Origin of the sequence: Chitinophaga varians, assembly GCF_014529945.1 — a bacterium.
GTDB classification, from domain to species: Bacteria; Bacteroidota; Bacteroidia; order Chitinophagales; family Chitinophagaceae; genus Chitinophaga; species Chitinophaga varians.
In genome coordinates this window covers 154,439-168,363 of the sequence record NZ_JACVFB010000005.1, presented here as the reverse complement: position 1 = coordinate 168,363, position 13,925 = coordinate 154,439, and the positions used below count along the sequence as shown (strand labels likewise).

The following is a 13,925-nucleotide window of genomic DNA, read 5'->3' as shown; positions in this document are numbered from 1 at the left end:
GATTTAGGTATTTTGTTATTTAGTTATTTGTTCCGGCGTAGTTAACGATTACTTCCGCGGCTCTTCTGCTGGCGTCTCTTTCTCCTAGTTTATGCCACAGTTCTGCATAATCCTTCAGCAGGTGTTGACGGGCCTTATCATCTTTCAGCAGGCTGGTCAGCTCTTTCAACAGATTTTCCTCTGTGAGATCGTGCTGGATCAGTTCTTTTACCACCAACCGGTCCATGATGAGGTTGACCAGTGAGATATATTTGACCTTGATCAGTCTTTTAGCGAAGAAATACGAGATGGGATTACCTTTGTAGCACACCACTTCGGGCACGCCGAAGAGCGCTGTTTCCAGCGTAGCGGTACCGGAGGTGACGAGAGCTGCTTTGGCCTGCCGCAGCAGTGTATAGGTTTTGCCTTTCACCATAGACACATTAGGGTGTTGTCCGGTAAGGCTTTCCAGAAAATGATCGTCGAGGCTGGGCGCCTGGGCCACAATAAACTGATATTCCGGGAAGTGTTTGGCCATGGTGAGCATGATCGGTAATTTAACGCTCACTTCCTGCTTACGGCTACCGGGCAATACTGCCACAATAGGTTTGTCAGACAGCGGCGTATCGGCCGGTTCATCCTTCGCCGCCTTGATCACTTCCACCAGTGGGTGGCCTACATATTCCGTTTCGTAATTCCATTTATGGTAAAAATCCTGCTCAAATGGCAGGATGCACAGCATCTTATCCACATCGCGCTTGATCTTCTTTACGCGGCTTTCTTTCCAGGCCCACACCTGTGGAGAGATATAATACACTATTTTGATGCCCTGCTGTTTGGCCCATGCTGCGATGCGCATATTGAAGCCGGGGTAATCCACCAGCACCAGCACGTCCGGTTTAAAAGCGGCAATATCTTTTTTACACACCTCCATATTACGCAGGATGGTGCGGAGGTTCATCACCACTTCCACAAAGCCCATAAAGGCCAGTTCCTTGTAGTGTTTCACCACATTCACGCCGGCGGCTTCCATCATATCGCCTCCCCATCCCCGTATATCCGCTGCCGTGTCCAGCTGCTTCATCTGCTTCACCAGGTTACTGCCATGCAAATCACCTGATGCCTCTCCTGCAATAATGTAATATTTCAATCTGGTGTTTATTAAAAATTATCTGATCAGTTTAAGTAACAAGATGGCAATGGCATACAGCATTGTCATCAGAAAGATGCCTTTAGCGGTAATATCTTTCCGGGTCCTGGTGTACAGAAAAAAGACTAATCCATTCAACAACAGGCAGATACTCACAATTTTGGGAATCATTTGCCGGTTGTCTTTCATGATATTTAAAAACTGTCCCAGCCCGATGTTATTATGGGGTCTGATGAGGAAAAAGTAATACAGGAAAAATGCTACCAGGGGAGTTAGCAGCCCCAGTACAATTCCTAACGAAAGATTGTCTTTTTTCAACATACGGTTATAATAATGGCAATATTGCCTTTGTTCCTAAAGATCCTTCCAGGATTCTTCCAGCTGTTTCTTCAGCTTGTAGTTGGTGAGGTCGAACTGCACCGGCACCATAGACGCATAGTTGTTTTCCAGTGCCCATACATCCGTATCTTCTCCTACGTCTCTGTTTTTGAACTCTCCGGTGAGCCAGTAGTATTTTTTGCCATGTGGGTCGCGGCGTTCATCGAATTCCTCTACCCATTTGGCATCTGCCTGCCGGCAAAGGCGCAGGCCTCTAAAGTCTTTTTCCTCCACCACCGGAATATTCACGTTGAACAGGCTGCCGGCGGGCAGGTCGGACGCCAGCATCCGTTCTGTCACCTCCCTGGCTACCTTGGCAGGCAGGGAAAAGTCAGCATCATAGCTGTATTCCAGGAAGGAAAAACCAGCAGAAGGAATACCTTCGATGGCCGCTTCCATGGCCGCTGACATGGTGCCGGAATAGATCACGTTAATGGAATGGTTCGCACCGTGATTGATACCACTTACACAGATATCCGGTTTACGATGTAATATCTTATCTCTCGCCAGTTTCACACAATCTACCGGTGTACCGGAACATTGCCATGCTTCTATATCTTCAAAAATATTAACCTGATTCAGACGCAAAGGCACCCCAATGGTGATAGCGTGCCCCATGCCCGATTGCGGGCTGTCCGGCGCCACTACCACAACCTTTCCTAACGGCCGCACTGCCTCAATCAAAGCCCGTATACCCGGCGCCGTTATACCGTCGTCGTTCGTCACTAATATGATGCGCTCCTGTTTTTCCATATTTCACATTTTTACTTTGCTCAACAAATTTAAGCTCTCTCGCAAACATTTCGCTTTAAAAGAATGTGAAATATATAGCTTTTTTTACAAATCCGATTTTAATACTTTCCTGAAAACCAGATAGATGCCTAATACAATGTATGCCACCAGGAATAACAAATAAACGCTGTCGTCATATCGGTCGCTGTTCGCTGCGACCATTTTTCCCACCAACGGGAAGGGCAGCAGTTCATCGCCGGTCTGTAAAGGTAACAAGCCGCCAACGGGTCCCAGGTACTTTTTGAGCAACAACACCAGCGTTTGCTCCAGCATCATAATATATCCCAGGAAAATGGCCATGGCAAACCCCGCCCTTTTCATCAGTACAGCCAGCAACAGCGCCAGGCTCAGTTCCAGCACCAGCTGCAGCCAGTAGTACCACAGGTAGCTGAAACCCTCCAGGCTAAAGGTATTACTGCCGTATACAAATCCAAGCACTGTGGCCGTTAACACCGCCACCAGGAAGGCGACAGTTGACAAAACCAGTACCCATATCAGTTTGGCATATACAAACTGCCGGCGCTCCCAACCATCGATGATATTTTGGCGGTTGGTACGGAAAGTATATTCATTGGTAACTAAAATAATCAGCATCAGCCCATATAAAGCTGTCATGTAGCTGCTGATATTGGCAACGGTTTGCCAAACGACAGGAAAGCCAAAGGGCGATTGCCCCAGCATTTTCGCTGCCTGATCCAGTTCGCGGCTCGACATCACGTTCGCCGGCACGTAATTTCCGGCCGGGATCATGATCACCGCGACTAGTAGCATTATCCAGAAAGTGCGGTAATTCTTCACTTTCAGCCATTCGGTATAGAGTAGTTGTTTCATGCGGGATCGTTGGTTATTTCCAGAAATGCTTTTTCGAGGCTCTTTTTGCGGAGTTGCAGGTGCTGCAGCCAGATGCCTCGCTGCGCCAGATAGCTGTTGACCTGCGCCGGTTCGGGCGATGCGTCAAACACGGCCACCACCACACTGCCGTTGATCTGTACGCTGCTACAGCCGGGATATGCTGCCAGGGCGGATTGGAGTGTTTCATTATCAGCTGCGGCCAGCTCGAGGTAATCATGCCGGCTGATCACCACATCCACACTGCCGGAGCGCAACAGCCTGCCGGAGCGCAGAATGGCCACATGGGTACATACCTTTTCTACTTCATCGAGCAGATGGCTGGCGAGGATAATGGTTTTACCTGCACTGGCCAGCTTAAGCACCAGTTCCCTTACTTCAGCAATGCCGGCGGGGTCCAGCCCATTCGTCGGTTCATCGAGTATCAATACTTCCGGATCACCCAGCAGCACCGAAGCGATGGCCAACCGTTGTTTCATGCCCAGGGAATAAGTCTTGAAAGCCGCATGCTGTCTGGCGGTGAGGCCGCAGATGTCCAGCACCCGGGCGATGTCATTTTTATCCCGCTGTTTAATAGCAGCGGAGATCTCGAGGTTACGATAACCGCTGAGGTAGTGGTAAAAATTGGGCGTTTCCAGTAAAGTCCCTATCTGTCGGCGTTGCCGGGCAGTGGCGGCCTGATCGAACAGCCTGAAGCTGCCGGTATCGGCTTTGAGGATATCGGTCACGATGCCCAACAGGGTGGTTTTACCACTCCCGTTCGGACCGAGGATGCCGTAGACGGCGCCCTGTGGCACGTCGAAAGACACGCCGGACAAAGCCTGTACGGCGCCGAACTTCTTTGAAATGTTCTGTAAGGAAAGGATAGACACAGCTGGCGTTGGTATTTAGTTGAGAAAAAGGAAAGGGAAACACAGTGAAAGATCTTATGGCGAAATCTCCCCTGTATTTCCCTTTATAGTTGATAAAAAGAGTTATTAGTTACGCACGGGTTTACCTGTTTTAATAACGCTCTGCAGGCGCTCCAGTGTTTTGCGTTCGCCGCAGAGGCTCAGGAATGCTTCCCTTTCCAGGTCCAGCAGGTATTGCTCACTCACGAATGATGGTTCGGTGAGGTCACCGCCACACATCACATAGGCGAGTTTATTGGCCACTTTCTGGTCGTGGTCGGAGATGTAGTTACCAAAGCGCATCGCATACACGCCGGCGAGCAGCGCGCCCAGTGCGCTACGGCCCATTACTTTGATATCCGTTCTTTCCACCGGTTTGGTGTAGCCTTCATCGGCCAGGGCTATCACGCTGCGTTTAGCGTCTGCAATCAGGCGGGAAGCGTTCATGGTAATTTCATCATGTCCTTTGCGAAGCACGCCCATATCGAAACCTTCAAAACCGGAGGTTGCCACTTTGGCGGTTGCTACGGCCATAAAGTAGTCTTTCAACGGTTCTTCCTCGATGCGTCCTTCTTTAAATTCCAGGCTGGCGCGCAGCGTCATTTCTTTGGTACCGCCACCACCGGGGATAAGGCCTACGCCCAGTTCCACGAGACCGATGTAGGTTTCTGCAGCAGCCTGTACTTTATCGGCATGCAGCGCCATTTCGCAGCCGCCGCCGAGGGTGAGCGCATGCGGCGCCACCACCACCGGAATAGAAGAATAACGTAAACGCATAGTGGAACGCTGGAACAAGCGCACGGCCATGTCCAGCTCATCATATTCCTGTTCGGCGGCCAGCATGAAGATCATGCCTACGTTGGCGCCGGCAGAGAAATTGGTCCCTTCGTTACCAACGACGAGGCCGCGGAAGTCTTTCTCCGCGCGGTCTACCGCCTTATTCAATCCTTCCAGGACTTCGCCGCCAATAGTGTTCATCTTGGTTTTCCAGTCGAAGCACACCACACCGTCGCCGATGTCGATCAGGTTGCAGGCGCTGTTTTTCCAGATGATATTGTTGGAGAAGTTTTCCAGTATAATGAATTCGCCTTCGCCCGGAACAGTTTTATACGCCTGGCTGGCGACGTCGTAATAGAATTTTTTGCCGTTCTCTGCTTTGTAGAAGCTTTTGATGCCTTTGCCCAGCATATCTTTCACCCATTGTGCCACCGTGAGGCCTTTTTCTTCTACCAGTTTAACGGATGCTTCCACACCCAGCAGGTCCCAGCTTTCAAAGGGCCCTATTTCCCAGCCGAAACCGGCTTTCATAGCGTCATCCACTTTATAGATGTCGTCCGCAATTTCCGGGATGCGGTGAGATACGTAGGCAAACAGGCGTGCGTGGAACGCCTGATAAAACTGTCCTGCCTTGTCTGTGGCTGCTGCCAGCATACGGAGGCGCTGTTTCAGGTCTTCCACAGGTTTGGCCGCATCGATGCTGGCGAATTTGGGTTTCTGTTTAGGCCCGTATTCCATCGTTTGCAGGTTGAGGGTAAGAATTTCCTTACCACCTTCTCCCTTTGTTTTCTTGTAGAAGCCTTGTCCTGTTTTATCACCCAACCAGTTGTTTTCCACTACTTTCTGCAGGAAGGACGGTATATCGAAGATAGCTGCCTCTTCATCGTTGGGACAGTTATCTTTTACTCCTTTGGCCACTTTGACCAGCGTATCGATGCCTACCACGTCTGCCGTACGGAAGGTGGCCGATTTGGGACGGCCTATCACCGGACCGGTCAATGCATCTACTTCATCGATGCCCAGTCCCATTTCCTGCATGATATGGAAAATAGCCATGATAGAATATACCCCTACCCTGTTGGCGATAAACGCCGGCGTGTCTTTACACAGTACCGTGGTTTTACCGAGGTACAGATCACCGTAGTGCAGGAGGAAATCAGTGACAGCGGGGTCTGTATGTGGCGTGGGTATAATTTCGAGCAGCCGGAGATAACGGGGCGGGTTAAAGAAGTGGGTACCGCAGAAATGTTTCTGAAAATCTTCACTGCGGCCTTCTGTCATCAGGTGGATAGGAATACCAGATGTGTTGGAAGTAATCAGGGTACCGGGTTTGCGGTATTTCTCCACCTGTTCAAAAACAGTTTTTTTGATATCCAGGTTTTCCACCACTACTTCGATGATCCAGTCCACATCGGCCACCCGTTTCATATCATCGGTGAAGTTGCCGGTTTTGATGCGTTTGATCACATCTTTGGTATATACCGGCGAAGGGTTTGATTTAATGGCAGCTTGCAGCGCATCGTTCACGATCCGGTTCTTCACAGCAGGGCTCTCGGGCGAGAGGTTCTTTTTCTTTTCAGCATCATTCAACTCTTTCGGCGCTATATCCAGCAGTAAAACCTGTACGCCGATCCCTGCAAAGTGGCAGGCAATTCTTGATCCCATTACTCCCGAGCCGAGGACGGCTACTTTGTTGATGTGTCTTTGCATAGCTTTAGCCTTTTTGTAATCCTTGAATTTAGGATTTTTTTTCACGCAAAGACGCAAAGCAGCAAAGACGCAAAGAAAATATTAAGAAAATAAAGAAAGCAAAGGAGCGAAGACATTTGATCTTCACTCCTTTGCTTTCTTATCACTCTTAAAAAAATTCTTTGCGCCTTTGCGTGAACTAGCTAACGCCGCTACCGGGAGCGACTGTTTCTGACGGGTTCACGAATATCAGTTTGCCATTGTCTTCTGCCATCAGGATCATACCCTGGCTTTCGATACCGCGCATTTTACGGGGAGCCAGGTTGGCCACCAGTGTTACCTGTTTGCCAATGATGTCCGCAGGATTAAAATGCATGGCTATACCGGAAACGACTGTACGCTGTTCTGTACCGATGTCTACCAGCAGTTTGAGCAGTTTATCTGCTTTCTCCACTTTCTCTGCCTGAATGATGGTGCCTACACGCAGATCGAGCTTAGCGAAATCATCGTATTGGATTTCTGCTTTGGCCGGCGCGGCAGGTTTCTCTGCTACCGCGGGGGCGGCAGCTGCTTCAGCGACTGGTTTAACGAGGCCCGCGTGCAGTTTTTCTACCTGCGCAGCGATTTTCTCGTCATCTATTTTCTGGAAAAGCAGTTCTGGTTCACGAAGTGGATAGTTTACATTCACCAGTTTGGTGCTACCTGCATTCTCCCATTCCAGCATACGATCTACCACTTTCAGGAGATGACAGATCTTCCGGGAAGTGAACGGCAGGAATGGATGACTCAGAATGGCCAGATTAGCCATTAACTGCAGACATACATGCAGACAGTTATCGATTTTCATCTGCAATACAGGTAAATCTGCTTCGGTATAACCCTCATCAGGAGTGCCTGCTTTGATCTTATCCATTGCTTTAGCCAAAAGCCAGGGGAACTTTTTCTGCATGTACTTATTACCCTGGTCAGACAGGTCCATCATGCCGGCCTGTGCTTCGCGGAAACGGTAAGCTTCCAGGCTGGCTTCCACGCTTTCTTTGGCAGTCTGGAAAGCGGCGAGCATTTCCCTGTCGGTATCATCAGCGATCTCTTCATGGAAACGGGGCACTCTGCCACCGCACAGTTTATGCGTGAGCACCATGGTACGGTTCACGAAGTTGCCCAGGTTGTTTACCAGCTCACTGTTATTGCGGGTCTGGAAATCTTTCCAGGTAAAGTCGTTGTCTTTTGTTTCCGGTGCGGTGCTGCACAGCACATAACGGAGCACGTCCTGCTGATCGGGGAAATCTTTGATGTAATCGTGTACCCATACCGCCCAGTTACGGGAGGTAGATACTTTTTCCCCTTCGATGTTCAGGAATTCGTTGGCCGGTACGTTTTCCGGCAGTACAAATCCGCCGTGCGCCTTCAGCATGGCCGGGAAGATGATACAGTGGAACACGATATTATCTTTTCCGATGAAGTGCACCAGTTTGGTGTCGTCCTTGCACCAGTAGTCGGCCCAATCAGGCGTCAGCTCTTTGGTGGCGGAGATATAACCGATGGGCGCATCGAACCACACGTACAGCACTTTGCCTTCAGCGTCCGGCAGCGGCACTTTGATGCCCCAGTTGCTGTCGCGTGTCATGGCGCGGCTTTGCAGGCCGGAGTCCAGCCAGCTTTTACACTGACCGTACACATTGTTTTTCCAGTCTTTATGACCTTCCAGCAGCCACTCTTTCAGCCATGGCTCATAGTTCTGGAGTGGCATGTACCAGTGTTTGGTGGCTTTTTTCACCGGCACGGCGTTGCTGAGCGCGGAGTGCGGGTTGATCAGTTCATCCGGGCTGAGAGAAGTGCCGCAGCGTTCACACTGGTCACCATAAGCTTTATCGTTGCCGCATTTGGGGCAGGTACCGATAATATAGCGGTCGGCCAGGAAAACTTGTTTTTCCGGGTCGAAGTACTGTTCTGATTCTTTTTCTTCAAAGAGGCCGTCATTGTACATCTTCAGGAAAAAGTCGGACGCAGTGGAATGGTGTATGGGAGCGCTGGTGCGTGCGAAAATATCGAAAGAGATGCCCATGGCAGCGAAGCTGTCGCCGATGATCTTGTGGTAGCGGTCTACAACGTCCTGTGGTGTTACGTTTTCCTTCATCGCTTTGATGGTGATAGGTACTCCGTGTTCATCAGAACCGCAAATAAATTTCACGTCTGCCTTTTTAGCGCGCAGGTAACGCACGTAAATATCCGCGGGCAGGTAGCAGCCGGCCAGGTGTCCTATGTGGACGGGGCCATTGGCATAAGGTAATGCCGCAGTTATTAGATATCTGTTAAAATTTCCCATACTATCTTAAAGAATGCTTAAATAAATTTCTTTTCTCGTTTTTGTTTTTGGAATCATCAAACAATTTATCACCTTAGTCAGGCGAATAAAAGTATTCACTAATCTGCAAAGGTAAACAAAAGTACAATGGTAAAAATTCCGCCATATCTGAAAAAAGGCGATCTGATTGGAGTGATGTGCCCCAGCAGCAAAATGGAACTACAGGCGGCTGAATATGCTGCCGGCGTGTTGTCATCCTGGGGATACCGGGTACATCTGGGTATTACCGTGGGTACCAGCTTTCACAACTTTTCCGCACCGGACGAACTTCGGCTGGAAGAGCTGCAGGATATGCTGGACGATCCGGAAATTAAGGCGATCGTGTTCGGACGCGGCGGTTATGGCATGGTGTGTATCCTTGATAAACTTGATTTCACCCGCTTCCGCAAACATCCCAAATGGCTCTGTGGCTACAGCGATGTGACCACGCTCCATGCTCATATCCATGAACGTTACGGTATTCCTACCATCCACTCCATGATGTGCAGTGGTATCACACCTGAAACAATTGATAATGAATATGTAAATAGCCTCGCTGCGGTGCTGAAAGGCAAGTCCTACCGTTATACTACGCCCTCGCATATACTAAACCGCGAAGGCAGCGCTTCCGGCCTGCTGGTAGGTGGCAACCTATCCCTGCTGGCCAACGTTTCCGGCAGTAAATCGCAGATCGATACCAAAGATAAAATCCTTGTCCTCGAAGATATCGGAGAATACCGCTATAATATCGACAGGATGATGTATAACCTTAAACGCGCCGGCTGGCTCGACAAACTCGCCGGACTGATAGTAGGCTCCTTCACGGATGGCAAAGAAACCACCACTCCTTTTGGCCAGACGGAATACGAAATTATCCACAATATGGTGAAGGAATATGATTATCCTGTTTGTTTCGGCTTCCCCTGTGGCCATCAGCCGGAAAACTATTCGCTGAAACTGGGCGTAAAACACGACCTGAAAGTTGGAGAACTGCGCTCCACACTGGTTTGCAAATAATCTATTACCAGGAACCTTCTATAAAAAAAGCACCCTCACCGGGTGCTTTTTTATTTATTGGATCATCATCATTTAATCTTCCACATCCGGAACAATCTCCAGACCATAGTCTTCCGCCGTGAGAATACCTGCGGTACGGGTGTTTTCCAGCACTTCCGCGTTCACGGTCAGGTCATGCACTGTCGTCAGGTTATGCAGGTAATCTTTGCCGTACAGTTTACCTGCGAGGCCTCCGGGCACGTCCATCAGGTATTTGAGCACTTCCAGCACGATATGCATGCCGGTGGCGCCGTGTGTGGCTCCCAGTGCGCCCGCATCGAAATTGCGGTATTCTTCGGTGAGGTCGAGCGCGCAGCGATAGGTAGCAGATCTGCTGCCATCGGGCATCGGCATATTAAAACCACTGTACCAGGCTTGCCAGTTGTGGACTTCACCCATCACCAGCGGCAGTTCATGTTTCACACAGGCGTCGTTGAGCAGCAGGTGCGTAGGCAGATGCTGCGTGCAATCAATCACCAGATCAAAGCCGGGCAGTAGCAGCGCGATATTTTCGGGTTTGGCCTGTACCAGCATCGGATAATGTTTGGTGAAGGGATTCACGGCCCACAGCCTGCTGGCAGCCATTTTCGCTTTATGTTTGCGGATGTCCTGCATCTGGTAGATCGGCTGACGGGGCATATCTTCATCATTGATCACGCCGTAGTCCGCAATGCCGATCACGCCTACGCCGCTGGCGCTGAGGTATTGCAATACCGGGCTGCCAAGGCCGCCGGCGCCAACCACCAGTACACGGGCGTTTTTCAGTTTATCCTGCATGTCTATGCCTATGCCAGGCACCGCGACAGGATGTTTAAAATGCTGCAGTTCTTTTTCACTTAATGTCATACGCTGGATCTTTTATCTATTCCTGTGGAAACTCCAGGGTGAACTTACTGCCTTTCCCCAGTGTACTTTCCACTTTTATTTTCCCTTTGTGGGCATCTACGATCGCTTTTACATAGGTGAGGCCGAGGCCGAAACCTTTTACGTTGTGCACATTTCCGGTGTGAGCGCGGTAGAATTTTTCAAAGATACGGGAAATAGTATCCCGGCTCATACCAATGCCATTGTCGGTGAAGACGATAAACAGGCTTTTGCGGGTATTGTAGGTCTGTATTTTGACTTCCAGGTTTTCTCTGGAATATTTGATTGCATTGTCCAGCAGGTTGAACACCACGTTGGAGAAATGCACATCGTCTGCCATGATCACCGGGTTGATGGCATCCAGCTGGAGGTCTACCACGCCGTTTTTGGAGGCCAGCTGCAGCTGCAGGTTATCAGTCGTGTTGCGGATCACCTGATGCACGTCCATGGCCTGCAATTTCAGGCCTATCTCATCCTTCTCCAGGAGGGCCGATTGCAGAATACTTTCCACCTGTTTGTTCATCCGTTTATTTTCTTCTTTGATGATGCCGGAGAAGTAGCGGATTTTCTCGGTATTGCTCATCACTTTTTCATTGCCGATAGCATCGATGGCCAGAGAGATAGTAGCCAACGGTGTTTTCAGCTCGTGTGTCATGTTGTTGATGAAATCCGATTTTATTTCAGAGAGTTTTTTCTGGTTCAGCAGGGTGCGGATGGTGAGTGCGAAAGCTGTAATGATGATCAGCGTGAACAGCACACTGCCGGTGATCATAAAGCCCAGTTGCCGGGCAATGGAATCGTCGGCTGGCATAATGATCATGAGGCTTTCCGTTTGCGGGCTGAGATTGAGCATGTCTTCCAGCGGCATGTAAGTCACCTGATACCGTTTCAGTTCGTTTGAACTGTCTTTTTCATTTTCCCGGTATGCCCGTTCAAAATTGGCGGAGTGTACTTTTAGTTGGGAGCCGATACCATCTACCGGCGCCAGGATAGCGAACTCAAAACGGGTAGAATCGAGGTGATTTTTCCTCATTTTGGCCTGAATGAGTTCTCTCAACGCCTGTGGGTTGGTATAGATATCGCTCATCGAAGGCAAATAAGGTGTGCCTCTGTCCATATCGAGGGCAAATCCTTTGGAGACAGCCGGGTCCTTTCTGTTGTTGAGGCGGAACATCGCATATGTCTGCCGGGTGGCCAGCATGTCGCGTTGCACATCGGTGATCATATTGATGGAGCGTTCCACCAGTTGTTCCTTTTTGATGGCCATGGCATTTTTGATCCAGCTCACCTGGATATAGATAATGCCCAGCAGAGATAGTGTGATCAGGACGACGATTACAGGGAAAATTTTCTTTAGTGGTATCATGAACATCTTGTCAGGCCTTAAATATACTTAACCTGACATATTAAAAATTGTTAAAAAAGATATTTGCTATAGCAACTATGATACAAAATTAAATAGTTACAAACGCCTCCAAGCGTCTTAACATCAATACAATATTACTTTAACGTAATTTTAACGGGGGATGTCTGATTTTATTAATGCGACTTTCCTTACCTTTGCTTTACAGAATTGGTACTAAATTTGATTAGTAACATTCTATAACAAAGTAATTAAACTTTCTACATACATCGACGTGGATTCGTTCCATAAGCGATTTAGATTTTGGTTGATAAAATGGTAAGGAGGTTTTCTAGCCTCCTTTTTTTATTTCCTTCTTTTTCAATGAGTTTGGTTACCCTTCCTAACCGTTTCCTTTTTCCTTTTTATTTCTTTCCTGCTTTGTAATCAATTAATTAAATTTGATTACCGATCAAAACGTATGTATATGGTTAGTCTGGCGCCCGGTATTTTGCTCATAGCCGATCCTTTTCTGAAAGATCCGAATTTTGCACGCACGGTGATTTTTTTGTGTGAAAATGACGAAAAGGGCAGTTTCGGCTTCGTTATCAACAGGTTATTTGATCAGACCCTGGACGCGTTGATTCCTGATGTCATTTACCCTGGTGTTCCGGTTCATTACGGGGGGCCGGTACAGGTGGATACCATTCATTTCCTGCATCAGATGCCCGACCAGATCCCGGGCGGGGTACAGGTGGTGCCGGGGGTATACTGGGGCGGCCGGTTTGATGATGTAGTGGAGTTGTTGAACAGGGGGGCGTTAGACCTGCATAAGATCAAGTTTTTTATAGGTTATTCCGGTTGGACGACCGGTCAACTGGAAGAGGAGTTGCGGGAGAAGTCGTGGATACCCTCTGAGAGCACCCCATCGTTAGTTTTTGACTCCCGGGAGCAGCAAATATGGCAGCAAGCATTGAGAAATCTTGGCAGTAATTTCGCCATGATGGCAAATTTCCCCATCGATCCTTCACTAAATTAAATTTTCTAATATTCTGAAAGCGAAGCAGATGTGCTTCGACAGGAGTTATTTGTGCAAAAATGAACAAAAAGGAATGACTTTTTTTGCAACAAATTAAATATCTTGCTAAAGTAACAACACAAAATAACCCGTTATAGTTCAGGTAAGGAACAACCGATAGAATACACCTATGAAGGCTACCTATGAAAAACATTGCACCTTCACAGAAAGACGCCCGAATTTACCTGAGACAACGATAGGAAGAAATATATCATCATAGTAAGCGCATTATTCATTAGGTAATATACACAGCCTGTGAAAGGGCTGCTCATGGATGTACGTGCATAACTGCGGTCCGACAGTGATGTGGGGCCCTGCGGGGATGTATTGTGCAGAAGTGAGATTAGCGGAAATCCCGGGGAGGTAATCTTACCCGAATGACGGGTCTTCTAAGATTGGAATAGTTAGGACAAAACGAAGGCCGGGTAATCTTACCCGGCCTGTCCGTTAAATGATATGTATTACTGGTAGTATCTTATTTTTCCACTGCCACCGCACCTTCTACGAGCACAGTAGCCTTGTTGCGCAGCACTTCCACGAAGCCGCCGGTAATAGTATAGAATTCGCTGTGGTTTTTATCTTTCAGCACTTTCATTTTACCATTTCCGAGCGCTGCGATTAAGGGCGCATGTTTATCCAGTATTTCAAAAGAACCATCAATGCCTGGCAGTTGTACGCCGTACACTTCGCCTGCATATAATTTTCTTTCTGGTGTTAATACTTCTAATAGCATGTTA

12 protein-coding genes are annotated in these 13,925 nt (G+C 48.6%); 2 read left to right on the top strand and 10 right to left on the bottom strand.

The genetic code is table 11. The features are described 5' to 3' along the window. Positions 1–19 precede the first annotated feature (19 nt). From lpxB to metG, 7 genes are all read right to left on the bottom strand, one after another. Positions 20–1,129, bottom strand: a complete 1,110-nt coding sequence (gene lpxB, locus ICL55_RS24190; RefSeq protein WP_188102305.1) for a lipid-A-disaccharide synthase — start codon at positions 1,127–1,129, stop codon at positions 20–22. 18 nt (positions 1,130–1,147) lie between these two features. Continuing rightward, a complete protein-coding gene (locus tag ICL55_RS24185) occupies positions 1,148–1,450 on the bottom strand; it encodes a hypothetical protein (RefSeq protein WP_188102303.1) in 303 nt (100 codons plus the stop codon). A 33-nt stretch (positions 1,451–1,483) separates the two neighbouring features. After that, entirely contained in the window at positions 1,484–2,260 is a 777-nt protein-coding gene (gene surE, locus ICL55_RS24180) for a 5'/3'-nucleotidase SurE (RefSeq protein WP_188102301.1), read from the bottom strand. Between the two features lie 84 nt (positions 2,261–2,344). Beyond that, entirely contained in the window at positions 2,345–3,130 is a 786-nt protein-coding gene (locus tag ICL55_RS24175) for an ABC transporter permease (RefSeq protein WP_188102299.1), read from the bottom strand. Beyond that, complete coding sequence (locus tag ICL55_RS24170; RefSeq protein ID WP_188102297.1) at positions 3,127–4,020, bottom strand: ATP-binding cassette domain-containing protein; 894 nt, start codon at positions 4,018–4,020, stop codon at positions 3,127–3,129. Before ICL55_RS24170 ends, ICL55_RS24175 begins: the two co-directional genes overlap by 4 nt. Positions 4,021–4,125: 105 nt before the next feature. After that, positions 4,126–6,525: a 3-hydroxyacyl-CoA dehydrogenase/enoyl-CoA hydratase family protein gene (locus ICL55_RS24165; RefSeq protein ID WP_188102295.1), complete on the bottom strand. Its 2,400-nt coding sequence runs from the start codon at positions 6,523–6,525 to the stop codon at positions 4,126–4,128. 178 nt (positions 6,526–6,703) lie between these two features. Continuing rightward, the gene (gene metG / locus ICL55_RS24160) at positions 6,704–8,830 is read right to left on the bottom strand and encodes a methionine--tRNA ligase (RefSeq protein WP_188102292.1); all 2,127 of its coding nucleotides are present in this window, start codon (positions 8,828–8,830) and stop codon (positions 6,704–6,706) included. Positions 8,831–8,956: 126 nt separating this feature from the next. On the opposite strand from metG, the gene ICL55_RS24155 reads away from it, so the two are divergent. Continuing rightward, on the top strand, positions 8,957–9,865 hold the full coding sequence (locus ICL55_RS24155; RefSeq protein ID WP_188102289.1) for a S66 peptidase family protein: 909 nt from the start codon (positions 8,957–8,959) through the stop codon (positions 9,863–9,865). 72 nt (positions 9,866–9,937) lie between these two features. On the opposite strand, the gene ICL55_RS24150 is transcribed toward ICL55_RS24155, so the two are convergent. Continuing rightward, entirely contained in the window at positions 9,938–10,750 is an 813-nt protein-coding gene (locus tag ICL55_RS24150; protein WP_188102287.1) for a HesA/MoeB/ThiF family protein, read from the bottom strand. A 16-nt stretch (positions 10,751–10,766) separates the two neighbouring features. Continuing rightward, complete coding sequence (locus ICL55_RS24145) at positions 10,767–12,134, bottom strand: sensor histidine kinase (protein WP_188102286.1); 1,368 nt, start codon at positions 12,132–12,134, stop codon at positions 10,767–10,769. A 463-nt stretch (positions 12,135–12,597) separates the two neighbouring features. On the opposite strand from ICL55_RS24145, the gene ICL55_RS24140 reads away from it, so the two are divergent. Then, positions 12,598–13,149 (top strand): YqgE/AlgH family protein, encoded by a 552-nt coding sequence (locus ICL55_RS24140; RefSeq protein ID WP_188102285.1) that lies wholly within the window; start codon positions 12,598–12,600, stop codon positions 13,147–13,149. A 514-nt stretch (positions 13,150–13,663) separates the two neighbouring features. On the opposite strand, the gene atpC is transcribed toward ICL55_RS24140, so the two are convergent. Further along, a complete protein-coding gene (gene atpC / locus ICL55_RS24135; protein ID WP_188102283.1) occupies positions 13,664–13,921 on the bottom strand; it encodes an ATP synthase F1 subunit epsilon in 258 nt (85 codons plus the stop codon). Positions 13,922–13,925: the final 4 nt, after the last annotated feature.